General features: G+C 59.4%; 15 protein-coding genes. 6 read left to right on the top strand and 9 right to left on the bottom strand.

Annotated elements, in window-relative coordinates; translation table 11 throughout:
- Nucleotides 1-208 precede the first annotated feature (208 nt).
- Nucleotides 209-1,468, bottom strand: coding sequence for a phosphoglycerate kinase (locus NQ495_RS09450; protein ID WP_009133000.1), 1,260 nt, complete (start codon nt 1,466-1,468; stop codon nt 209-211).
- Between the two features lie 387 nt (nt 1,469-1,855).
- Here NQ495_RS09450 and NQ495_RS09455 point away from each other — a divergent pair, with 387 nt between their 5' ends.
- The 6 genes from NQ495_RS09455 to polA all read left to right on the top strand — a co-directional run bounded on the left by NQ495_RS09455 (nt 1,856) and on the right by polA (nt 9,557).
- On the top strand, nt 1,856-2,974 hold the full coding sequence (locus NQ495_RS09455; RefSeq protein ID WP_147513008.1) for a hypothetical protein: 1,119 nt from the start codon (nt 1,856-1,858) through the stop codon (nt 2,972-2,974).
- Nucleotides 2,975-3,085: 111 nt separating this feature from the next.
- Nucleotides 3,086-4,276: a glycine C-acetyltransferase gene (gene kbl / locus NQ495_RS09460; protein ID WP_009133002.1), complete on the top strand. Its 1,191-nt coding sequence runs from the start codon at nt 3,086-3,088 to the stop codon at nt 4,274-4,276.
- A 69-nt stretch (nt 4,277-4,345) separates the two neighbouring features.
- Nucleotides 4,346-4,819: an Lrp/AsnC family transcriptional regulator gene (locus tag NQ495_RS09465; protein WP_009133003.1), complete on the top strand. Its 474-nt coding sequence runs from the start codon at nt 4,346-4,348 to the stop codon at nt 4,817-4,819.
- A gap of 168 nt (nt 4,820-4,987) precedes the next feature.
- Entirely contained in the window at nt 4,988-5,434 is a 447-nt protein-coding gene (locus tag NQ495_RS09470; RefSeq protein WP_009133004.1) for a 6-pyruvoyl trahydropterin synthase family protein, read from the top strand.
- A gap of 87 nt (nt 5,435-5,521) precedes the next feature.
- Nucleotides 5,522-6,175, top strand: a complete 654-nt coding sequence (locus tag NQ495_RS09475) for a pentapeptide repeat-containing protein (RefSeq protein WP_009133005.1) — start codon at nt 5,522-5,524, stop codon at nt 6,173-6,175.
- A gap of 235 nt (nt 6,176-6,410) precedes the next feature.
- The gene (gene polA, locus NQ495_RS09480) at nt 6,411-9,557 is read left to right on the top strand and encodes a DNA polymerase I (protein ID WP_232208901.1); all 3,147 of its coding nucleotides are present in this window, start codon (nt 6,411-6,413) and stop codon (nt 9,555-9,557) included.
- A 116-nt stretch (nt 9,558-9,673) separates the two neighbouring features.
- On the opposite strand, the gene NQ495_RS09485 is transcribed toward polA, so the two are convergent.
- The 8 genes from NQ495_RS09485 to glgP form a co-directional block, all read right to left on the bottom strand.
- Nucleotides 9,674-10,165 (bottom strand): dihydrofolate reductase, encoded by a 492-nt coding sequence (locus NQ495_RS09485; RefSeq protein WP_009133007.1) that lies wholly within the window; start codon nt 10,163-10,165, stop codon nt 9,674-9,676.
- Between the two features lie 94 nt (nt 10,166-10,259).
- The gene (locus NQ495_RS09490) at nt 10,260-11,054 is read right to left on the bottom strand and encodes a thymidylate synthase (protein WP_009133008.1); all 795 of its coding nucleotides are present in this window, start codon (nt 11,052-11,054) and stop codon (nt 10,260-10,262) included.
- Between the two features lie 120 nt (nt 11,055-11,174).
- Nucleotides 11,175-11,954: a UDP-2,3-diacylglucosamine diphosphatase gene (locus NQ495_RS09495; protein ID WP_009133009.1), complete on the bottom strand. Its 780-nt coding sequence runs from the start codon at nt 11,952-11,954 to the stop codon at nt 11,175-11,177.
- 1 nt (nt 11,955) lies between these two features.
- Nucleotides 11,956-13,119: a TlpA disulfide reductase family protein gene (locus tag NQ495_RS09500; protein ID WP_009133010.1), complete on the bottom strand. Its 1,164-nt coding sequence runs from the start codon at nt 13,117-13,119 to the stop codon at nt 11,956-11,958.
- Nucleotides 13,120-13,689: 570 nt separating this feature from the next.
- Complete coding sequence (locus NQ495_RS09505; protein ID WP_009133011.1) at nt 13,690-14,910, bottom strand: glycoside hydrolase family 57 protein; 1,221 nt, start codon at nt 14,908-14,910, stop codon at nt 13,690-13,692.
- 174 nt (nt 14,911-15,084) lie between these two features.
- Nucleotides 15,085-16,371 carry a glycosyltransferase family 4 protein gene (locus NQ495_RS09510; RefSeq protein ID WP_009133012.1) on the bottom strand — a complete coding sequence of 429 codons (1,287 nt, stop codon included), beginning with the start codon at nt 16,369-16,371 and terminating at the stop codon, nt 15,085-15,087.
- Nucleotides 16,372-16,491: 120 nt separating this feature from the next.
- Nucleotides 16,492-18,447 (bottom strand): amylo-alpha-1,6-glucosidase, encoded by a 1,956-nt coding sequence (locus NQ495_RS09515; protein ID WP_009133013.1) that lies wholly within the window; start codon nt 18,445-18,447, stop codon nt 16,492-16,494.
- Between the two features lie 730 nt (nt 18,448-19,177).
- Nucleotides 19,178-23,446 carry an alpha-glucan family phosphorylase gene (gene glgP, locus NQ495_RS09520; protein ID WP_009133014.1) on the bottom strand — a complete coding sequence of 1,423 codons (4,269 nt, stop codon included), beginning with the start codon at nt 23,444-23,446 and terminating at the stop codon, nt 19,178-19,180.
- Nucleotides 23,447-23,589: the final 143 nt, after the last annotated feature.

Here is a 23,589-nt window from a genome sequence, read left to right on the forward strand (position 1 = left end):
GTTCGGAAGCGGGGATGCGTGTGCGTCCCCGCTTTTTGTTGTCGGCGGAACTGTTGACGGCTTTTGAACGCATGAAACTGCTGCTGTGAAAGACAATAAAAGCCCGAAGCATTGCGCTTCGGGCTTTCTTCATTTGTGCGTATCCGTATCCCTGCCGGGAGGAGGCATATCCGTTTGTACTTCCCTTTTGCCGAGAAGGTTCGGCGGGTTACTTGCGGATCGCGGCCACGCCGGGCAGCTCGATGCCTTCCATGTATTCGAGCAGCGCGCCGCCGCCGGTGGAGACGTAGCTGACCTGGTCGGCCATGCCGAACTTGTTGATGCAGGCTACCGAGTCGCCGCCGCCGATCAGCGAGAAGGCTCCGTTCTTCGTAGCTTTCACGATCGCTTCAGCAATAGCTTTCGAGCCCTTGGCGAATTTGTCGATCTCGAATACGCCCACCGGGCCGTTCCACAGGATCGTCTTCGACTCTGCGATTACCTTTGCGAACTCGGCTTCGGCTTTCGGGCCGATGTCGAGGCCTTCCCAGCCGTCGGGAATCGCGTTGGCCGGAACGATCTGCGTATTGGCGTCGGCGCTGAATGCGTCGGCGGCCACGGCATCTTCGGCCAGGTAGATGTTCACGCCCAGCTCTTTGGCTTTTGCGAGGATGTCTTTCGCGGTCTGGAACTGGTCGGGCTCGCAGATGCTGTCGCCCACCTTGCCGCCGAGGGCGGCCTTGAACGTGTAGGTCATGCCGCCGCCGAGGATCAGGTTGTTCACCAGTTTGAGCAGGTTTTCGATCACGCTGATCTTGGTCGAAACTTTCGACCCGCCGAGGATAGCGGTGAACGGACGTGCCGGATCTTTCAGCACTTTGTCGATCGCTTTCAGTTCGCCTTCCATCACGTAGCCGAACATCTTGTCGCTCGGGAAATATTCGGCGATCAGCGCCGTCGACGCGTGTGCGCGGTGCGCGGTGCCGAACGCGTCGTTGATGTAGCAGTCGGCGTACGAAGCGAGGCGCTTCACGAACTCTTTCTGCGAGGCTTTCACGGCCTTCTTCGCAGCGGCTTTTTCGTCGTCGGTGGCGTCTTCGGCCAGTCCGCGGGGCTTACCCTCTTCTTCGGCGTAGAAACGCAGGTTTTCGAGCAGCAGTACCTGGCCCGGTTTCAGTGCGGCGGCCTTGTCGGCGGCCTCCTGGCCCTGGCAGTCCCCGGCGAAGTCCACCTTCACGCCGAGGCGCTTCTCGATGGCGGGGATGATGTGCTTGAGCGAGAATTTGTCTTCCGGCCCTTTTTTCGGACGGCCCAGGTGCGACATCAGGATCACCGATCCTCCTTTTTCGAGTACCTTTTTGATGGTGGGGATCGCCGCACGGATGCGGGTGTCGTCGGTTACCTCCAACTTGTCGTTCAGGGGCACGTTGAAATCGACGCGGATAATCGCGCGTTTTCCTTTGAAATCATACGTTTCGATCGATTGCATGGCTGATATGTTTTAAAGTTGTCTGAATCTCCGTCTACCGGAACTTTCGCGGGGCTTCCAGTGGGCTTTCCTGCCGCGGGCGGCACGCTCTTTCAGGGAATTGCCCCTTTGAGAAGGCTAATTTAATAAAAATATTTAAAAACATCTCAAAGTTAAGCATTGTTTCCAATTTTCGCAATTTACAGCAATTTTTGCGCAAAACATTTTATTTGCGGAAGATATGTCGCCCTGAGGGGGTGAATCAGGCGCCGGGCGGTGCATGGAATTGAAAATCTTTTTTTACTTTTGTCTTAACGATTCGGCCCCGGCTGAAATGCGTCTCCCGATGAACGAAGGCGGTTTTCTTCCATGCGGGTCGGTCGGAGAGGCCGATTCGTCGGATTGGAAATGACGAGATTTCACCAACCCTTGCGGGCGGTTGCCCGCTTTGCCTGCATCGCGGCGTTGCTATGCTGTTGCGGATTCGTGCCGCGTGGAAAACATGCCGGGCAGACTCAAGCGAATGAACTCGAAGGGGTGTATGTGGTCGGGACGCTGTATAAACGCGGGCATAATGTCGTTGTGGTATGGGAAAACGGCGTGCCGAAGCAGTTGACCGACAAAAAGGGATACGCTTTGGCTGAGGCGGTTTCGGTTTGCGGCGGTGATGTTTATGTCGTAGGGAATGTGTATGATGCCGATCGACGTCACAGTAAAGCCACTGTATGGAAAAACGGTGTGCCGCAGGTGCTGGAAACCGGTGAAGCCGCAAGTTCGCGGGCTACGGCGATGGTTGTTTCGAATGGCGATGTGTATGTGGTAGGCACTGTGTTGCAAACCAGATTTAAACCTCGGGCTGCACTATGGAAAAACGGTGTGTTGACATGGTTGACCGACGAAAACACTCCCGCCGAAGCGAAAGCGGTGGCTGTTTCGGATGCCGATGTATATGTGGCCGGTCTGGTGTACGGAGATACGACGATGGCCACACTCTGGAAGAACGGCGTGCCGCAATCGTTGCCCGATGGTGAGGATGGGAGTGTGGATGCGATTGCCGTATCGGACGGTACGGTTTATGTCACCGGAACGGCTTTCCGGGACGGAACCGGCACTTCGGCGATGTTGTGGTGCAACGGCATGCCGACTGATTTGGGGAATGAATGGTACCCCGACGGAATCAACGTAGACGGTGCGAATGTGCATAATGAATGTTTCCCTGATGGAATAAGTGTGGATGGTGCGGATGTGTATATTACGGGGTGGTTTTTGAAGTATGATTATGATAAGGGTGCGGACGGTCATGCTGTGTTGTGGAAAGCCGGCGAGTTCAGAGAGCTCAGTTTATTGCCCGGGATATCGTATTTTTTCGGGCCTGTTATGATTGTGTCGGACGGCCATGTGTATGCGGCCGGGCAGATGGATTGGCGAACCGCGATGGTTTGGAAGGACGGAAAAACGATTCCGCTGTCGCGGCCGGCAGGGCTCACTCGTTACGTACCGCAGTTCTTCGATATTTTTGTGAAGTGAATCCCTGTGCGGTCGGCTCCTGCGGCAGTGCGGCGGGAATGCACCGAAGCGGCCGCGGTATGCGGCCGGCAGGTAAATGAAAAGGATACAGACTTAATTTAATATAACACCATGTACGGAAAAATGAAAGAGCACCTCTCGGCCGAGCTCAAGGCGATCGAAGAGGCTGGATTGTACAAACAAGAACGTATTATCACTTCGCCGCAGAAGGCCGACATCACGGTCGAAGGCGGTAAAGAAGTGCTCAACTTTTGCGCGAACAACTACCTCGGGCTGTCGAACAACCCCCGGCTGATCGATGCGGCGAAACGGGCGATGGATACGCACGGCTACGGTATGTCGTCGGTGCGTTTTATCTGCGGCACGCAGGACATCCACAAGCAACTCGAAAAAGCGATCGCCGACTATTTCGGCACCGAAGATACGATTCTTTACGCCGCCTGCTTCGATGCGAACGGCGGTGTGTTCGAACCCCTCTTCACCGATGAGGACGCGATTATCTCCGACTCGCTGAACCATGCGTCGATCATCGACGGCGTGCGCTTGTGCAAGGCGGTGCGCTACCGTTATGCGAACGCCGATATGGCCGACTTGGAGAAGCAATTGCAGGCCGCCCAGGCGCAGCGCTTCCGCATTATCGCCACCGACGGTGTTTTCTCAATGGACGGCAACGTCGCCCCGATGGACAAGATTTGCGAATTGGCCGAGAAGTACGACGCGCTGGTGATGGTGGACGAGTGCCACTCGGCCGGCGTGGTGGGCAAGACGGGCCGCGGCGTGACCGAACAGTTCGATGTGCGCGGAAAGGTCGATATCATCACCGGTACGCTGGGCAAGGCGTTCGGCGGTGCCGTAGGCGGGTTCACGACCGGCCGTAAGGAGATCATCGCGTTGCTGCGCCAGCGGTCGCGTCCGTACCTTTTCTCGAACTCGCTGCCTCCCGCAGTGGTGGGCGCCGGGCTCGAACTGTTCAAGATGCTGGGCGAGAGCGATGCGATCCACGACAAGTTGGTCGAGAATGTGGAGTACTTCCGCACGAAGATGCTCGCCGCCGGATTCGACATCAAGCCGACCCAGTCAGCCATCTGCGCAGTGATGCTGTACGATGCGAAGCTGTCGCAGGACATGGCCGCGAAGCTGCTCGACGAGGGAATTTACGTGACCGGGTTCTACTATCCGGTAGTGCCGAAAGGACAGGCGCGTATCCGCGTGCAGGTCTCTGCAGGCCACGAAAAATCGCACCTGGACAAGTGCGTGGCGGCCTTTACGAAGGTGGGCCGCGAACTGGGAGTGATTAAATAGTGTGGATGATCGCTGCGAGAGGGGAAGTCTAAACGTCTCGGGTACAGGCGGTCTGAAAACAATTGAATTATGGGAAAAGCGACCATTGACGCCACCGACCGCAAGATTCTCAGCCTGTTGATCCGCAATGCGCGCATGCCTTTTCTGGAGATCGCGCGCGAGTGCGGTATTTCGGGCGCGGCGATCCACCAGCGGGTGAAGAAGATGGAGGAATCGGGCGTGATCCGGGGCTTCCGCCTCGAAGTCGATCCTACGGCACTGGGGTACAACGTCAGTGCGATGATCGGTATCCGCATCAACGATCCGTCGATGAATTTCGAGATTGTCGACGGTTTGAGGCGGATTCCCGAGGTGGTCGAATGCCACTTCGTCACCGGTAAATACAACATCTGGACGCGCGTTTACTGCGTGGATCACGAGCACTTGATGCACACGATCCTCGACCATATTCTGCGTGTGCCGGGCGTTTCCGAAACCGAGACCTTCATTTCGCTCTCCGATTCGTTCGGGCGGCAGGTGAGTGTCCGCGATCTGGACCAATAGGGTTGAGGGCGGTAGCTTGTCCGGAGTCTTGAGCCTGCCGCCGGGTAATCCGGCGGCAGGTGTGTTTCAGGAGAAGATGGGCATGGGCGTACGCGCCCTGCCCGGTAATGCGCTCCGTCCGGGATGATGTTTGGCCCTTGCCGGGCAATGATTAATTACAGAAAACTTATGATACGGCTGACCAAGGAATTTTCGTTCGAAATGGCGCATACCCTCGCCGGGTATGACGGACCTTGCCGTGAAATACACGGCCATTCGTACCGCCTGTTCGTTACGGTACGCGGTGTGCCGGTGAGGGATCCGCAAAGTCCGAAATACGGCATGGTGATGGATTTCGGTGACCTGAAACACATCGTTGGCCGGTTGATCGTCGAGCGTTACGACCATGCGCTCGTACTGCGCGAAACGCCTGAGAACCATGCGGCGCTGGAAGCGATGCGCGGTACTTACACGAAGATCATCGTTACTCCGTACCAACCCACCTGCGAGAATATGGTGGAGGATTTCGCCCGTGCGATCGCGGCCGAACTGCCTGCGGGCGTGGAGTTGTTCAGCGTGAAACTGCACGAGACGGCCACCTCGTTCGCTGAGTGGTATGCCTCGGATAACCTTTGATCCTGATACGTCCCGCGGTGCAGGCGGGAACGGAGAGCGGGGCTAAGCGAGGAGACGATACAGGATAAACCGGACACAGGCAAAGGTATGGGCAGGGGTAAAAGCACGGACAGCGGTACGGGAGCACCGGCGGCGCAGCAACCGCAGCGGCCGGAGGCCGCCGATGTCGTCCGGGGCGGGCTCTATGCCGACCGGACCTTTACGCGCCTCGACGGCGCGGTACGGGATTTCGTGCAAGCCGAGTTCGAGCACTGTACTTTTACCGGGTGCGATTTTTCATATGCCGACCTGTCGCACGCCTTCTTTTCGGAGTGCCTGTTCCGCGAATGCCGCATGGTGGTACCCGGACTCAGTGCGGTACACCTGCGCAAAGCCGTTTTCGACGGCTGCCTGCTTTCGGGGCTCGATTTCGGACAGTGCGTGAAGGCGGGCTTCGGGGTATCGTTTGTCCGCTCGCGGCTCGATAACAGCTCGTTCTACGAACTGAAAATGCCCGGAACCCGTTTCGACGATTGCGAACTGACGGGATGCCTGTTCGCGGAGAGCGACCTGACCGGTGCTTCGTTCGACGGATGCAAACTGTCTGCAACCGAATTCGACCGTTGCCGGCTCGAAAGAGCCGATTTCCGCACGGCGACGGAGTTCGCGATCGATCCGGGCCGCAATATGTTGCGGCGGGCGAAGTTTTCCCCTTACAACCTTGCGGGGTTGCTTGCCGTGTACGGGATTGAAATCGGGTAACCGGTACGTCGGAAATGCCGGTTGCGACAGACTTGAGGGAATAGCCCCGTGTGTGCACGGGATTTTGTTGAAACAAACGGAGAACGCATGTCCCGGTGTGGCGCACTGCGGTTTGTGCCGGGCGGTGCCCGGCTGCCCGCTGGAGTCGGACCGGCAGTCGCCCGGTGCCGGATCGCCACGGGCCGACATCGGTCCGCATCGCGCCACTCCGTTCAAAGCCAATACCGAACTGCTGATGGAGAGATTGTTCCTGATCGATGCCTACGCGCTGATTTTCCGCGCTTATTATGCTTTTATCGGCCGCCCGATGCGCAATTCCGAAGGGTTGAATACTTCGGCGATTTTCGGGTTCGTCAAATTCCTGCGGGATCTGATCCGCCGCGAGGAGCCGCGCCTGTTGGGCGTCGCGTTCGACCCCAAGGGCGGTAATTTCCGCCATGAAATTTATCCCCAGTACAAGGCGAACCGGGAGGCTACTCCGGAGGACATCATTGCGGCGGTGCCCTACATCAAGCGGGTGCTCGAGGCGATGCGTATTCCGGTGATCGAGGTTCCCGGCTACGAGGCCGACGATGTGATCGGCACGCTGTCGATGAAGGCTGCCGGGGCCGGGTATGAAGTTTACATGGTGACGCCTGATAAGGATTACGGGCAGCTGATCCGTCCGACCGTGCGCATTTATAAGCAGCGCAAGGGAGGAGACGGAATCGAGGTCATTGGCTGCGAACAGATCCGCGAGCATTACGGTATCGACGACCCGTGCCGGGTGATCGACATCCTCGCGCTGTGGGGCGATGCGTCGGATAATATTCCGGGTGTGCCGGGCATCGGCGAGAAGAGTGCGATCAAACTGGTGTGCGAGTTCGGTACCGTGGAGAACCTGCTCGAAAATACCGATAAGCTCAAAGGAAAGCAGCGCGAGAACATCGAGGCGCTGCGCGAACAGATACTGTTGGCCAAACGGCTGGCGACCATCGAGCTGAATGTGCCGGTCGAGTTCGATCCGGCGGGACTTACGATGGTGAACCCCGATCTCGAGATGCTGGCCGATGTCTACCGGGAGCTGGGGTTCCGTTCGTTCCTCAATGAATTGCAGGGCAATCCGTTCGTTACGGCGGCGGGCGTTGCCGGCACCGCATCCGGTGCCGGACGGGGAAGTGCGGGTCAGGTGGGCGCACACGCTTCGGGCATTACGGATACAGGCGGAATTGCCGGTGGGGCCGGGACAACCGAAATGCCGGGAGCTTCGGATGGCCGGAGAGCGGGCGTTGCAGGCAGCCGGGCGTCGGGAAATGCCGTGCAGGATGCATCGCAGGGTTCGCTGTTCGATGCGTTCGGGCAGGTTCCGGATGCCGGGGCCGCGTTTCCCGGGGCAGGTGATTTGACACCTTCCGATAGCGTTTCGGAGCCTTACGCGGGGAACTCCCCGGCGGGACAGCGAGACCTGTTTGCGGGACCGGGAGAGGTTTCCGGGGTTGGCGGAATGGTGCAGCATGACCCCAATCGGGATACTGCGAATGCGGGCGCGGCGGGAGACCGGGTAACGTCCGCAGGCGGCCTTTTCGGGCAGCAGTACCAGACGATCGACACGGTGCCGCATACTTACCATACCGTGACCGAACCTGCCGAACTGGAGGCGCTCGCGGCCCGGCTGGCCGCCTGCGAAGCGTTCTGCTTCGACACCGAGACGACCGGATTCGACGTGTTCGGAGACCGCCTGGTCGGAATTTCGGTCGCGATCGAACCGCACGAGGCATGGTATATCCCGTGCAACAGGGAGAACACGGACCGTGTGGTCGCGGCATTGCGTCCGGTCTTTGCCGACGAGAAGATCGCGAAAATCGGCCAGAACATCAAATTCGACCTGATGGTGCTGCGCAGTGCCGGCATCGAGGTGTGGGGCCGGCTCTACGATACGATGATCATCCATTACCTGCTCGACCCCGAGTCGCGGCACGGCATGGACCATCTCTCCCGCACGTTCCTCGGGTACGATCCTGTGCCGATCGAGGCGCTGATCGGTAAGGGGGCCAAGCAGAAAACGATGGATATGGTGCCGGTGGCGACGGTGGCCGCCTATGCCGCCGAGGATGCCGACGTGACGCTGCGGCTTTACCGTGTGCTGTGGCCGCTGCTGATGCAGGCGGGACTGACCGAACTCTATGCGAAGATCGAGGAGCCGCTGATTCCGGTGCTCGCCGACATCGAAATGACCGGCGTGAAGATCGACACTGCTGCGCTGGCCTCCTTTGGGCAGGAGCTGACCGGGGAGCTGGCGGCCCTCGAGGAGCGTATCCGTGAAACGACGGGCGATCCGTCGCTGAACGTCAATTCGGCCAAACAGCTGGGCGAGGCGCTTTTCGGCCGCATGAAGATCGACCCGAAACCGAAAATGACCAAAACCAAACAGTACCGTACCGACGAGGAGTACCTGCAGATGCTTTCCGACCGCCATCCGGTGATCGGGATGATCCTGGAATATCGCGGGTTGCGCAAGCTGCTTTCGACCTATGTCGATGCGCTGCCGCAGCTGGTCAATCCGCTGACGGGGCGGATCCATACCTCGTTCAACCAAGCGGTAACGGCTACCGGACGGCTCAGTTCGACGAATCCGAACCTGCAAAATATTCCGATCCGCGACGACCGCGGGCGCGAAATCCGCAAGGCGTTCATCCCGTCGTCGGACGACCGCGTGCTGCTGTCAGCCGACTATTCGCAGGTCGAACTGCGGCTGATGGCGCACCTGAGCGGCGACCGGGCGATGATCGAAGCGTTCGGGCACGGCGAGGATATCCATACCGCGACGGCGGCCCTGCTGTTCCATGCGGCCAAAGAGGATGTGACGCGCGAACAGCGGCGCCGGGCCAAAACGGCCAATTTCGGAATCATCTACGGCATTTCGGCGTTCGGACTGGCCCAACGGTTGAACATTCCTCGTACGGAAGCCAAGGAGATCATCGACGGGTATTTCCAGTCGTACCCCGATATCCGGCAGTACATGGAGCGTGTGATCGACCAGGCGCGCGAAAACGGGTACGTCGAGACGCTCTTCGGGCGCAAGCGGATGCTGCCCGATATCCGTTCGGGCAATGCGGTGGTGCGCGGCCTTTCGGAGCGCAATGCGATCAATGCTCCGATCCAGGGCGGCGCGGCCGATATCATGAAGCTGGCGATGATTGCCGTGCACGGCGAGCTGCGCCGCAAAGGGCTGCAATCGAAGATTATCCTGCAGGTGCATGACGAATTGGTGCTCGACGTCCTGCTCAGCGAGCAGGAACAGGTGCGTGAAATCGTTATCCGCTGCATGGAGGGAGCCGCCGAGTTGAAAGTAAAGCTGGTCGCCGAGTGCGGTGTGGGCCGCAACTGGCTCGAAGCGCATTGATGGACGGGGAAGATTTCGGAAAACCGCTTGCCCGGAACCCGGTTGCGGAGAATTTTTCGGTCGTATGGAACCCGGGGCGGGCTGTCGCCGTAGGGGAGAGAGGATAGACGTCCGGATTACCGGGCAGGCTTCCGTGCGTAGGTCAGGAACGTAAAAGGGGATGGAAACTTCTCGCCGTGCGGATGGTGTTCCTGCTCCGTGAGGAGCCATTGCGACCGGTCCCAGTCGGGGAAACGGGTATCGCCTTCGTAATCCGCGTCCACTTCGGTCAGGTAGAAGCGTTGGGCGCGCGGCAATGCCTGCGCATAGATCTCGCCGCCGCCGATAACGAAGACCTCTTCGCTCTCCGGAAACAGTGCGAGGGCTTCTTCGAGCGAGTGGACGACCGTGCATCCTTCGGCCAGGAAACTGCTTTGCCGCGTGATAACGACGTTCGTGCGCCCCGGCAGCGCCCGGCCGATCGACTCGAACGTTTTACGGCCCATCACCACCGGATGGCCCGAGGTGATCGCCTTGAAGCGGCGCAGGTCTTCGCTGATGTGCCAGATCAGGCTGTTGCCCGACCCGATGATCCCGTTGCGGGCGATGGCGACGATAATCGAAAGCATTTTGTCTGTTTGTTTGTATCGTATGGTCCGGTAAGGTTGCCGGCTCTTCCGGGGCGTCCGGGCAGCCTGCGCCCGGAGTGCCGTGGGGCGCTGGTTATACTGCAATCGGGGCTTTGATCGCCGGATAGGGATCGTAGCCTTCGAGCGAGAAATCTTCGTAGCGGAAGTCGAAAATCGATTCGATGTCCGGATTCAGCTTCATCACGGGCAGCGGCCGGGGCGTGCGTGTCAACTGCTCCGCGACCTGTTCACGGTGGTTGAGGTAGATGTGCGCGTCGCCGAGCGTATGCACGAAATCCCCCGGCATAAGTCCCGTGACCTGTGCCATCATCATCGTCAGCAGGGCGTACGAGGCGATGTTGAACGGCACGCCGAGGAAAACGTCGGCACTGCGCTGGTACAGCTGGCACGAGAGCTTGCCGCCGGCCACGTAGAACTGGAACAGGGCGTGGCAGGGCGGCAGCGCCATTTGGTCGATCTCGGCCACGTTCCATGCGCTGACGATGTGCCGGCGCGAGTCGGGATTCGTACGGATCGACTCGACCACTTGTGCGATCTGGTCGATGTGGCGTCCGTCCGGCGCGGGCCAGCTGCGCCACTGGTACCCGTAGACGTGGCCCAGATCGCCGTTCGCATCGGCCCATTCGTCCCAGATGGTCACTTTGTTATCGTGCAGGTATCGGATGTTCGTGTCGCCCTTCAGGAACCACAACAGTTCGTGAATAATCGAGCGCAGGTGCAGTTTTTTTGTCGTGAGCAGCGGAAACCCTTCGCTCAGGTTGAAGCGCATCTGGTAACCGAACGTACTGGTCGTTCCGGTTCCGGTGCGGTCGCCTTTGGGGGTGCCGTGGGTCTGGATGTGACGGAGCAGGTCGAGGTAAGCTTGCATATATCGTTTGAAGTTTTGCGGATGCCGGGGCAGTCCGTTGTACGCTGGCACGGCACCGTCGGGTTTTCGGCGCCTGTTTCGTGGATTCCGGTCCGGGAGCGCCGCCGTGGCCGCAGGGTGTTATTGCCTTGTGGTGCCGGACTTCCCGATTACGGCTCTGTCCGGATAGCCTTTCAGTTCAAATCCGCCGGGGCCCAGCACGCCGTACAGGGGATTGTCGATCCATTCGCCGAGGAAAGCTACTGCGCCGCCTTCTGGCAGCGGATACACTTCGGCGCAGTGGGTGTGGCCGCAAATGAACAGGTCGGCCGGGGCCGACGGGTGCGTCCGTTGGTATTCGTGCGCAAACCCGATGATCGGTTCCTCTTCGCCGCGGAAAATGTGCGCGACCGGCCGTGAAGTGCGGTTCGAACGGCTCCACCCCTTGCCGAGCATCATGGCCCAGTAGGGATGCAGCATTGAGAAGAGCCATTGCAGCAGCCTGCTGCGGAAAATGGCGGAGAGTATTCGTTGCCCCGCCGGACGCGGGCCCAGCATATCGCCGTGGCCGACAATCACTTTCCGGCCGTCCAGTTCGAATTCGGTGTACGGGCTGTGGTACAGTGTGACGCCGCATTCGTCGTGCAGGTACCGGTAGGTCCAGATGTCGTGGTTGCCGCCGAAAAAGTGTACGGGAATTCCGCGGTCGGTCAGCTCCGAGAGCTTGCCCAGCAGCCGCGTGAAACCTTTGGGTACCACGTAGCGGTATTCGTACCAGAAATCGAAAATGTCGCCGACCAGGAAGATCGCGTCGGCATCTTTCGATACCTCGTCGAGCCATTGTACCAACAGCCGCTCCCGGTTCTCCGGATCGGAGCCTATTTGCAGGCCCAGGTGGATGTCCGAGGCGAAATAGTACATATTAGCGCGTCAGTTCGGCTACGCGGGTGCGCAATGCGGCGCCCTGCAGGTTGCGGCCCGTGATGTTGCCCCGGCGGTTGATCAGGAAGTTGACCGGTGTGGCGGCGACGTTGTAGCTCATGGCGGGAAGGCCCGTGAAACCGTTGGGGTCGATCACGTTCGTCCACGGCAGTTTCTGGGCCTGTACGGCCAATATCCACGAGGCCTTGTCGCTGTCGAGCGACACCTGATAAATGTCGAAACCCTTACCGGAAAACTCTTTGTAGAGCTCTTTCATCTCGTTGTTCATGGCCGGTCCTTTCGGGTCCGTTACCGACCAGAAGGTGAGCAGGATCGCCTTGTTTTTCAATTCGGAGAGCTTATGGTCCTTGCCGAACATATCCTGCAGCGTGATTTCGGGATGGTTCAGCCCTGCCGTTTCGGCCTGTTGGCGGCTAACCTGTTGTGCGAGCGCTGCGGCATCGTCCTGCGTCTTGACGTCCCGCAGCAGTGCGATTACATGCGGTGAGGCCGGGTATTTGTCCGCGAGAGAGTCGGCTACCATCCGGTAGTAGACGCGGTCGTCGTTCGCATTGAAGAGCGCTTCGTCGTTGGGCAGGCGCTGGTAGAGCGCATAAACGGCGGCCATGGACGACGCGTTTTTGACGATAAAGGCGATGTGTTCGCGTTTGATTTTTACATAGCGCTGCGTGTATTCGCGCAACAGTGCCGTGCGCCGCGCGTCGTTGTCGGGCGTGGGGCGCGTTTCCGAATAGAGGTTCGCCAGCGAGTCGAGCGAGCGGACGCCATTGGAATACATCGTATTGAATTCCTTGAGCAGTTTCGAGTCATCGGAGCCCTCGACGGTGTAGTTGCGGCCGAGGTCGCACAGCGAATTGACCTTCACCTTTTCGCCCGGGGAGACGATCACCGGGATGCTGCTCTGTTTGTAGACGATGTTGTAGAAAGTGGGGGCTGCCACGGGGGTGCTCACCGTGAAGCGGTAGTTCCCCTGCTGGTTGGTAACGGTCGAATCGACGACGGTACGTCCTTTGGTCGTGAGCATCTCCAGATAGATCGTGTCTTTGCTGATTCCGGAGAAGGTTCCCGAGATATGGGCTTTGTTCTTTTGTCCGCAGGAGAAGGCCACCAGGGCCGTTGCCGACAGTAACAGCAGTTTTTTCATTTCGGATATTTGGGTTCTACGGGTCAAAAATACAACAATTTTTCAACAATCGGCATCCCGCGCGGCTTTTCCTTGCGGTGGAGCCATCCGGTCAACCGGGGGTGGATCGGTATGCGTTGGCTGATGCGCGGCCACCGGCGTTGATTAACCGCCCGGATGAGCCGGAGCGCGGCTTGGTGTACGCGGGCCGGGGCTTAACCGGCGCATGCAAACGGTGTATGCGGCCTCAGGGGATTGGTTCGCATCCACCGGCCGGGAGCGGCGGATCGTACGGTCTCCGGGTACGGGGAACGATCGTCGTTCGCCGTTTGCCGTTTGTCATAGGGGGGCGCCGTGGACGGGCATCCTCCTTGACAGGGTCGTTGCCGCAGGGGCCGCTTAAAACAACCCGTTCAAAACAGGGTCTCCGACGGATGGCCGGAGACCGGAATAAACCTGTTTGCGGGGGCGTGGTCCCGGAGTCCCGTTTTTCGAAAGCCCCGTATCCGGGGACCCCCTTTCGGGAAAATGCGTACGGGCGACGGCCGGACGGGTGGCGTTCGAAAACGGCAGCCGGATGATGCGCGGAGATCAGGCCGGAACGCTTTGTGCGCTGCGGTAGGCTTCCAGCCTCCGCTCGATCTGGATTTCGAAGTCGCTCAGCACGTTCATGTAGTTGACGAACGCCTCGTAGGGCGAGCCGTACGGGTTGAAGTAGCTGTGTACGTCGCCGTCCGAGAACCATTTGGTCGCCATGTAGTAGAAGTGATCGGAGCTCTGCATGAAGCGCCAGACGTAGTTCAGGTCGGGGCTGTCCAGTTCGTGTATTTTGTCGTACAGCGCGTACAGTTTCGAGAAAGCCTCGTTCTGCAGTTCGTTGCCGAGCCATGCGGTTACGTCGCGTTCTTCGTCGGCCCACGAAATCGGGTAGGGCGAATGCAGGATCGCGACGGGCTGGTGTGCCTCGGCCACTTCGGCCGGCGTGGCGAACTTGAGCTTGCCGTCGGCGATCACCGCACCGGGCAGGTACTTCATGAATTCGAAAATACCCGATTCGGCCCACTGGTGTTCGCCGAAGGTTTCGTAATCCATGAACAGGTTGACCGTGTCGCCGCCCATATCCGGGTCGGTGAGCCAACCGACGTATTTTTCGACGGTCAGCGGCCATTCGCTCCAACTCCGGTTCGAGAAGCGGAACGCGATGTCGTCGCTGAGTTTGAAGTTGCGCAGCAGCAGCCTGAGTTTCTGGTTCAGCGCGTTGGCGTAGATGAAATTGGGGCTTTTCCAGCCGAGGATGTGCTTGGCGCCTTCGGTGAGCATCGAACTGAACCCCATATCGGCGACCATTTCGCCGATCGTGTCCGAGTAGATCAGTTCCGTGTTGCGGAACGTGCGCGGCCGCGTGCCGAACTCCTGCATGATCGCGTCGGAGTGCATCTGAACCTGCTCGGCGAACTCGTCACGGTTGATCAGCGAGGCGAGCGAGTGCGCGTAGGTTTCGCCGAGGAACTCGACGCAGCCCGTCTTGGCCAGCGCACGGAAACTGTCGAGGACTTCGGGGGCATAGATGCGGAACTGCTCGATGGCGAGTCCCGACATCGAGAAACTGACGCGGAATTTGCCCTTGTGCGCCTTGATCTGCTCGAGCAGCAGCGTATTCATCGGCAGGTAGCATTTGTGGGCTACCTTCTGCAGGATCGTCCGGTTGGTCAGGTCGTCCAGGTAGTTGTGGTCCTTGCCCATGTTGAAGAAGCGGTACTTCTTCAGCCGCAGCGGTTGGTGGACCTGGAAATAGAAGCAGACGGTCTTCATATGCGTCGTGTTTTTGATTTCGTATCGTAGCGCCGGGCCGGTGTGGTCCGTGCCTGTTCATTTTGTATGTTCGGCGGCCTGTACCTCTAACGGCCGGGAGTTCCGGGAAAGCGGCGCGTTTTGTCCGGGCCGGTCTTTCCCTTGCTGTTAAAATGTCCGAAGCGGCGCCGGGGCTCAGAGTACCGATTCGTACACGTTGATAATCTCGGTGGCGGCGTCTTCCCAACGCAGGTTTGTCGCCTCGTGCCGTCCTTTTTTCGACGACATCTCGGCCAGCGCGGGATATTTGACCAGTCCGTAGATCGCATCGGCCAGCGCATCGACGTCCCAGTAGTCCACTTTGATCGCATAGTCGAGCACTTCGGCGACGCCCGACTGCTTGGAGATGATCACCGGGACGTTCGACTTCATCGCCTCGAGCGGCGAGATGCCGAACGGTTCCGAAACCGAAGGCATCACGTATACGTCGCTCAGCGCGAACATCCGCTGCACCTCGTCCCCTTTGAGGAATCCGGTGAAGTGGAAGCGGTCGGCGATGCCGAGTTTCGCCACGCGGCGGATGACGTGGTTGAGCATGTCGCCGCTGCCGGCCATCACGAAGCGGACGTTCTTGAGCCGTTTGAGCACCTTGGCGGCGGCCTCGACGAAGTAGTCGGGCCCTTTCTGGTAGGTGATCCGTCCGAGGAAGGTCACGATCTTGTCGTCCACGCCCCGTTCTTCGGCTTCGAGTTCCTGCGAGGCGAAACGCACCGCGTTGTGCACGGCCACTACCCGGTCGGGGGCGATGCCGTACTTGTTGATCACGATGTTGCGCGTGAGGTTGCTCACCGCGATTACGCGGTCGGCAGCCGCCATGCCTGCGCGCTCGATGTTGTAGACCTGCTGGTTGACATTTTCACCGCTGCGGTCGAACTCCGTCGCATGCATGTGCACCACCAGCGGTTTGCCCGAAACGCGCTTGGCCGCGATGCCGGCATAGTAAGTGAGCCAGTCGTGCGCATGGATGACGTCGAATTGTCCGGCGAGGTCTTTGGCCAGTTGGGCCGCCACCATCGCGTAGCGTGCGATCTCTTCCATCAGGTTCGCCCCGTAAGTGCCGGAGAAGCTGTAACGCTCCTTCCACAGGTCGCCCCCTACGGGAACCGTACCTCCGTTACGTACCTGCTCGGAGTAGTCGGCGAACTCTTCCGGCGAGATATAGGGCACCATGTTCGAGTTGATGTGGATGAAGGTCATCTTTTCCCAGATGTCTTTCTGCTTCGGGTCGCCGTAGAGCGTTTCCACGTCGGAAGCGTTGACCACGCGCACGAACTGCTGGTCTTCGTCGCCGTATGCTTTCGGCATCACGAAGATCACCTTTACGCCGTGCTGGGCCAGTCCGCGCGTCATGCCGTAGCAGGCGGTGCCCAGTCCTCCGGCGATATGCGGGGGGAATTCCCATCCGAACATCAGTACTCTCATCTGTTTCGTTTTTATCGTGATTACTGTTCTGTTAATTATTGTTTTAGCGGTTGCGTTTGCCGTTCGGTCTGTCTGGCGGAGCAAAACAGACGATCGGGCTTCGTTTACTTCCGGCTGGGGTTACAGGTTGTCCCAATAGCTGCTTTTGCAGCCGCCGTACTCCTCGATCATCTCGTTGATGCGCAGGATCGCCCCGACGCTCCATGCCTGCGAGATGGTGCCGCGTGCGTTGTAAGGCGGATCGCCGTCGTAAATCTCCGAGATCGACGCCAGTCCGTTGTCGCTGATGTCCTCTTCGAAGTTCTTGACGATCTCGACCGCCTCGTTGCAGAACTCTTTCCCCTTGATGTCGAAGCAAGCCTTCACGTAGTGTTCGAGCAGCCACGGCCACACGGTTCCCTGGTGGTAAGCCCGGTCGCGGGTGGGCTGGTCGCCTTCGCACCGTCCTTCGTAGAGCGGGTTGCGCGGCGAGAGCGTCCTGAGCCCCTTGGGGGTCAGCAGGTGGCGCCGTACGACCGAGATTACGCTCAGTTTCCGGTCGTCGCTCAGCATGCCGTAAGGAAGCGAGCAGGCGATGATCTGGTTCGGGCGGATGAAGGTGTTCTGCCCGCGCTCGTCCACATAGTCGGCGAGATACTCCTCTTGCGGATACCAGAACAGTTCGTTGAATGCCTCTTTGATCCGGTCGGGAGCCTCCTTCCATTCGTGGACGAAGGCATTGTCGCGGTGTTTGCGCGCCAATTCTAGCGTGTAGCAAATGGCGTTGTACCACAGCGCGTTGATTTCGACCTGGTAACCGTCGCGCCCCGTCACGGGTTTGCCGTCCACCACCGCGTCCATCCAGGTCATCGCCAGGTGCGGGTTCGACGCCCAGATCAGCATGTTGTCGTGTACGCGGATGTGGTCGCCGATGCCGCGGCGGAAAGCTGCGAGCACGTCTTTCATCGCGTGGCCGTAGCTTTTCCATATCTCGTCGGCGCCGACGTGTTTCTCAAGCGCCTGCAGCGTCCAGAAGAACCAGAGCGGAGCATCGACCGAATTGTAGGCGCTGCCCATGTTCGGGAATAGCCCGTCGTGCATCTCGCGCACCATCGTGTCGATCACCTCGCGGCAGGATTCAAGTCCGCCCTGTGTGAGCGTTACGCCCGGCAGCGCGATGAACGTGTCGCGTCCCCAGCGTCCGAACCACGGGTAGCCGGCCACCAGTTCGGTGCGGTTGCCGTGCCGGACGATGAATTGCCGCCCCGAATGGCGCAGGCAGGAGAGGAAGTCGATCTTGTTCGACCGCCGCGATAATTCTTCTGCAAAAACCGTGTCGAAATTTGCCGGGTCGGCCTCTTCGGTGGAGCAGGAAAAGATAACGCTTTGGCCTTTGGCGATATTCATCTCGAAATATCCGGTCGTCAGCAGGTCTTCGTGCGCGGGGTAGCCGCGGCGCGCCTCCTCGGCGTACTCGAAGTTATAGAACCAGTCGGGTGCGGCGACGAACTCGGAAGCCGTACCGGTCTGCAGGTAGAGCCACGGAAAGCCTTCGTAGAGGCGGTTGCGCACGCCCCCCGGGACGGGGTAACTGTGCGTGTCGGCCGCCATGTTCGCGTGGGTGAGCGTATGGCTGCAACGGAATGCGAGGAACGGCCTGAGCCGGAGCCAGGTTTCCGAGCGCGCCTCGAGCAGCGTGTAACGGATCAGCAGTTGCGTGCGGCTGTGGATCCAAAGCAGCTCCTTTTTCAGCGTGACGCCGCCTACGCGGTAGGTGATCGTGGGGGTCGGCGTGTAGTCGAAGTCGATGATGTATTTGTGACCGCGCGGCTCATAAACGCCCGGGAAACGGTGAATCGCGAGGTTGAAGCTCTGGTCGTGCTGGACAATCGTTTCGTCGACCGACGAAAGGAGCACGTAATTTTCCTCCTCCTCGTCGTTGCGCGGGCAGACTACCAGTCCATGGTACTTGCGCGTGTTGCAGCATACCATCGTGGTGCTCATGTACCCTCCGGCGCGGTTGGTGCTCAGCATTTCGCGCCGCAGCGAGTATTCGAGGTTGCCCAGTTCGTTTTTGTCAAAATGTAAAACGCTCATACGGGTTTGTTTTTCTTTACTTGTAAATATATAAAAAAATAATTAAAAAAGGAACCGTCTTCGGCAAAATATAGCGATAAGGTAACAGCGGAATGAAACCGTCCTGTAAATGCCTGTGGGGCGGTTCGGGGCGATAATGTCCTGTTGTTTGCGTGCCTTATTTGTGTCCCGGTGCCGTGGATCGCTTGCTGAGAAACCGGTTTGCCGGCTACGGCATTCGGTTTGCTGGTCGGCGCAACTTCTTTCGCTCGGACACGCTTCGTTAGACAGGCTCCTTGCGGACGCTTACCTTCTGCAACGGGCGGCCAGAGCTCGTCTCTGACGCCGCGCTCGTCCGCAATACCGGTTGTTTTTTAGTCGATATGTCTTCTTGTGGGGCGGATGCCTTCCGGAATGATAGTACGGGGCGGGTATCGCGCGGTGCGCGGTGCCGGCATTACGTGGAACCGGCGTATGTGGACCTGCATAACGAAAGGCAGCATGCGGGCGCCGGGACGGGCGTTGCTGCTGTTTGTGCAAAACGGAAGCCCGGGCCACTGAAGATCCCGGGCTTCCACGGTTCATACAGATGAGGTCACTTTTAATTACATGGGAAGCGATCTGCTTATCCGGTAGTGTTTTTGGCGTATGCCTCTTTCCAATCTCGGCATTCCGCCGGTTTGTGTGCGTCGTTTGGCTCCCGTTTGCCTTCAGGGGCGTTCGGGGCCGTTTTGGACGCGCGCCCGGAGGGTTATGCCCATTTCACCAGCGCGAAGTCCATGCGGTGCGGCAGTTTCGCGTTCTTCGGGAAGACCCGGATCGCGATGTCGAACGACCCGGTCGTGTCGGGCGTCGAAGCGATGCGGTAGAAGGCCAGCGAGCCCTCCTGACGTTCGAGCTTCAGTTCGCGCTTGGCGACCACCTTGACGTTGTTGCCGTCGTCGATCTGGTCGGCCATGATCATTTCCACGCCGATGTCGTCCGCTTTCAGCCCGTCGATGTCGACCACCACCTCGACGTTGTAGGAGTGCCCGATGAGGATCGCCTCTTTGCCCATGTCGATGCGCTGTGCGCTGACGATGCGCACCTTGTCCCACGCGTTGCTCACCTTGCGTTTCCAGGCCGCGATTTCGCGCGCCATGCGGAAGTCGTCGGCACGCATGTGCGTGTTGCGTTCGTAAAGTTTGCCGTAGAAACGTTCCTGGTAGTCGGTGAGCATGCGGTTCGTGGTGAAGTTCGGCGCGATATCGGCGAGGCAGACCTTGATCGCCTCGACCCACTCGTGCGGAACGTTGTCCGTGCCGCGGTTGTAATATTTCGGTACGATATCGTTTTCGATGGTCGTGTAGATCAGTTCGGCGTCCAGTTCGTTCTGGAAGTTCTGGTCTTCGAACGTGCGCTCCATCGGCAGCTTCCAGCCGCCGCCCTCGTGGTAGCCTTCGACCCACCAGCCGTCGAGCACGCTGAAGTGCATCGTGCCGTTCATCACGGCCTTCTCGCCGCTGGTTCCCGAAGCTTCGAGCGGGCGCGTGGGGGTGTTGAGCCAGATGTCGACGCCCTGCACCATGCGGCGTGCGAGCTCCATGTCGTAATTCTGCAGGAAGATCACCTTGCCCGCGAAACGCGGCATGGCCGCCACTTCGACGATGCGTTTGATCAGGTCCTGTCCCGGTTTGTCGTTCGGGTGCGCCTTACCGGCGAAGAGGAACTGCACGGGGCGCTCCGGGTTGTTGACGATCGCGTCGAGGCGGTCGAGGTTCGTGAAGAGCAGGTGTGCCCGCTTGTAGGTCGCGAAGCGGCGGGCGAAGCCGATGGTCAGCACGTCGGGCTTGAGCGACTCGTGGATGCGGATCAGTTGCACGGGGGAGTCGAAACGGAAATGGGCCGGGTCGCTCACGCGTTTCTTGACGTGTGCGATCAGCTTGTTTTTCAGTACGAGGCGTTCGGCCCACAGTTCGCTGTCCGGAATTTCATGCACCTTCTGCCAAGCCGGGATCGAGTAGTCCGGCAGGGAGAACCCTTCCGGGAAATATTTGGCGTAAAGCCGTTGCAGGTTGGCCGCGCACCAGGTGAAGAAGTGCACGCCGTTGGTCACGTAGCCGATGTGCAGCTCGTCCTTGAAATATCCGGGCCACATGCCGCCGAGGATGTCCTTGCTCACTTCGCCGTGCAGCCAGCTCACGCCGTTGACCTCCTGCGAGAGGTTGCAGGCCAGGAAGCTCATCGAGAACTTTTCGTTCGGATCGTTCGGATTCGTCTTGCCCAGGTTGATGAACTGCTCCCAGGTGATGCCGAGCCGGTCGGGGTAGTGGCCCATGTACTGGCGGATCATCGATTCGGGGAATGCGTCGTGCCCCGCCGGGACGGGCGTGTGCGTCGTGAAGAGCGCCGAGGAGCGCACCACTTCGAGCGCTTCGCTGAACGAAAGCTTGCGTTTCTCGATCAGGTCGTGGATGCGTTCGATGCCGATAAAGGCTGCATGGCCCTCGTTGCAATGGTAGACGTTCTGGTGCGCGCCGATCGCGTGCATCAGCCGGATGCCGCCGATGCCGAGCAGCATCTCCTGTTTGAGGCGGTTTTCCCAGTCCCCTCCGTAGAGGTGGTAGGTGATCGAGCGGTCCTCTTCGCGGTTCAGGTCGTGGTCGGTGTCGAGCAGGTAGAGCTCGGTGCGTCCCACGTCGCAGCGCCAGATGCGCCCGGTGACGATACGGCCCGGCAGGCCGAGCTGGACCGAAAGCCAGTTGCCGTGCTGGTCGCGGACGGGCGAGATCGGTAGTTTTGCGAAGTTCTGCGGCTCATAGCCCGCCTCTTGGTCGCCTGCGGCCGAGAGGCGCTGCGTGAAGTAGCCGTACCGGTAAAGCAGCCCCACGGCGATCATCGGTACGTTTTTGTCGCTGGCCTCCTTGAGGTAGTCGCCCGCGAGGATGCCGAGGCCGCCGGAATAGATTTTCAGCGAGCTGTGGATGCCGTATTCCATGCTGAAATAGCCGATCTTCGGCCCTTTCGCATCTTTTTTCTGGGCCATGTAGGTTTTGAACTTCTCGTAGGTGGCGTCCATCTTCGAAAGGAAAACCTCGTCTTTCTCGAGCTCCAGCAGGCGCGAATAGTGCAGCTTGTCGAGGAAGTCGATCGGGTTCTTTTCGCAGGCTACCCACAGGTCGTAATTGATGTACTCCCACACTTCGTAGGCCTCGGAGTTCCACGACCACCAGAGGTTTTTCGACAGCTCTTCGAGCGGGTGCAGCCGTTTGGGCAGCGTCCGTTCGACCATCAGCCGAGTCCAGGTCGGGCGGTTGCTGACGAGTTGCTGGCGGACGAAGTTGATCTGTTCGTTCTGGTCGCCTCCGCCCTCGTATTTGAATCCGGAACTACGCTCGGTCATCCTGGCGAGCGCGACGTCGTAGGCGTGCGCGTAATAGGCGTACAGGTTCTCCCAGAGCGCGATTTCGGAGGTTTTGAGCGCCGATTCCTGGTACGAGGCGTACTCTTTTGCGCTCATGTTGCAGAACTTCTCGATCGATGAGGCGATTTCGGTGACTACCTCCGAGTCGTTGGCGTCGTTGCGGTCTATCACCTCGACGCCTTTGTGTTCCTTGCAGTGCTCAGCCACCCAGAGGCCGAATCCCGCCAGCGAGGTGGTGATCGTCGGTACGCTGAACGCGACGCTTTCGAGGGGGGTGTAGCCCCACGGTTCGTAGTAGGAAGGGAATACGGTGACGTCCATGCCGCAGAGCAGTTCGTAGTAGTCCTTGTCGAAGATCCCGTCCACGCCGTTGAGGTACGAAGGGACGAACATCACCTGCACCGGGCTGGTGGGATCCATCAGCTTCGTGTTTTTGATCTTGCCGATGATGGGATCCCACTCGGGGGCCGACAGGTAGTGCGTGATGTTGCGTATCACCGACGGATCCATCTGCGCGTTCGGATCCTTGAGGCGTGCCTGGAGGTCCTTGCGCGGACCGACGTTGCCGGCCGGCACGGTGATGTAAGCCAGCACCGGGCGCTTGAGCGCCGCGGCGGGGCCGTCGGCCAACTGGATCAGCGAATCGACGAAGACGTCGAGTCCCTTATTCTTGAATTCGTAGCGGCCGCTGGTGCCGACGATCAGCGGATCGGTGTCGTAGTGGATGCCGAGGCAGATTTCCGCCACGGCGATCATCTGCTCGCGGGCGGCCTTGCGTTTTTGTTTCAAAACGTCGTCGGCCCAGACGAAGTCGTCTTCGAAACCGTTGGGCGTGACCAGATCGACGTCTTTGTGGAGCAGGTATTTGCATTCGCGCGCGGTCAGGTCGCTCACCGTCGTGAAGCAGTCGTACTGTTCCGCCGCGGTCTTTTCGAGCGAGTGTTTGGCCACGACGCCGAATTTGCGCGCCAGCTCGTCGGCATTGAGTTTGGTCAGGTCGCCGTACAGCGGCATGCCGTTGCCGGCGATCGAGCGGCCCATCACCGTCGCGTGCGTCGTGAAGACGGTGGCGATGTTCGGGTCGTGCTTCATCAGGTAGAGGCCGCCGCTCGAGGTCATCCATTCGTGGAAGTGAGCTGCGATCTTGTCGGTTGGCGAGCAGAAGTTCTGCACGTAGCTTTCGATCACTTTCGCGGCCGCGAACCCGAACAGTACCGGCTCGATGTAATCCCACTGGCCGCTGAGCGAATCCACGCGGTAGCTTTCCCACAGCCGTTTGAGCACTTCGTCCTTGTGTGAGAAATATTCGGTGAAGTCCACCAGTACCGCTACCGGGCGCCCTTCGATTTTCCAGTGTCCGATACGGACGCGCACGCCGCTGCTGTACAGCGTTTCGCGCCAGTCGGCCAGCAGCGAGGGATCCTCCTCGAATTCGAGGTTGCCCTCCTCGCGGTGGATGTCGGGACCGATCAGGATATAGTGGTCGCCCAGTTTCTCTTCGACGGTCAGCGCCTTCGTGGCGATCACGGTGTGGATGCCTCCCACCTTGTTGCAGACCTCCCAGCTTACCTCGAACAGGTAGTCGGGAGCCAAATGGAATTCGTGCGTGTTTGACATATTTTTGATATCGCTTGTTGGTTTCGGTTGTTCATTGTTGGACGTGTTGCCGGTTACTCCGGGACTGGAAATCCTCCCGTTTTGGCTGCGAATACCCTTGTTTCGGGGTCGGAAATCCTCCCGTTCCGGTTGGCGGGGCTTGT

Origin of the sequence: Alistipes indistinctus YIT 12060, assembly GCF_025144995.1 — a bacterium.
Lineage (GTDB): Bacteria > Bacteroidota > Bacteroidia > Bacteroidales > Rikenellaceae > Alistipes_A > Alistipes_A indistinctus.

What these genes read in the sequence shown, in the direction of transcription:
- NQ495_RS09515 (WP_009133013.1), bottom strand. Translation starts at nt 18,447, where the DNA reads ATGAGCGTTTTACATTTTGACAAAAACGAACTGGGCAACCTCGAATAC.
- NQ495_RS09505 (WP_009133011.1), bottom strand. Translation starts at nt 14,910, where the DNA reads ATGAAGACCGTCTGCTTCTATTTCCAGGTCCACCAACCGCTGCGGCTG.
- NQ495_RS09465 (WP_009133003.1), top strand. Translation starts at nt 4,346, where the DNA reads ATGGGAAAAGCGACCATTGACGCCACCGACCGCAAGATTCTCAGCCTG.
- NQ495_RS09510 (WP_009133012.1), bottom strand. Translation starts at nt 16,371, where the DNA reads ATGAGAGTACTGATGTTCGGATGGGAATTCCCCCCGCATATCGCCGGA.
- kbl (WP_009133002.1), top strand. Translation starts at nt 3,086, where the DNA reads ATGTACGGAAAAATGAAAGAGCACCTCTCGGCCGAGCTCAAGGCGATC.
- NQ495_RS09500 (WP_009133010.1), bottom strand. Translation starts at nt 13,119, where the DNA reads ATGAAAAAACTGCTGTTACTGTCGGCAACGGCCCTGGTGGCCTTCTCC.
- NQ495_RS09475 (WP_009133005.1), top strand. Translation starts at nt 5,522, where the DNA reads ATGGGCAGGGGTAAAAGCACGGACAGCGGTACGGGAGCACCGGCGGCG.
- NQ495_RS09485 (WP_009133007.1), bottom strand. Translation starts at nt 10,165, where the DNA reads ATGCTTTCGATTATCGTCGCCATCGCCCGCAACGGGATCATCGGGTCG.
- polA (WP_232208901.1), top strand. Translation starts at nt 6,411, where the DNA reads ATGGAGAGATTGTTCCTGATCGATGCCTACGCGCTGATTTTCCGCGCT.
- NQ495_RS09490 (WP_009133008.1), bottom strand. Translation starts at nt 11,054, where the DNA reads ATGCAAGCTTACCTCGACCTGCTCCGTCACATCCAGACCCACGGCACC.
- NQ495_RS09470 (WP_009133004.1), top strand. Translation starts at nt 4,988, where the DNA reads ATGATACGGCTGACCAAGGAATTTTCGTTCGAAATGGCGCATACCCTC.
- NQ495_RS09450 (WP_009133000.1), bottom strand. Translation starts at nt 1,468, where the DNA reads ATGCAATCGATCGAAACGTATGATTTCAAAGGAAAACGCGCGATTATC.
- glgP (WP_009133014.1), bottom strand. Translation starts at nt 23,446, where the DNA reads ATGTCAAACACGCACGAATTCCATTTGGCTCCCGACTACCTGTTCGAG.
- NQ495_RS09455 (WP_147513008.1), top strand. Translation starts at nt 1,856, where the DNA reads ATGACGAGATTTCACCAACCCTTGCGGGCGGTTGCCCGCTTTGCCTGC.
- NQ495_RS09495 (WP_009133009.1), bottom strand. Translation starts at nt 11,954, where the DNA reads ATGTACTATTTCGCCTCGGACATCCACCTGGGCCTGCAAATAGGCTCC.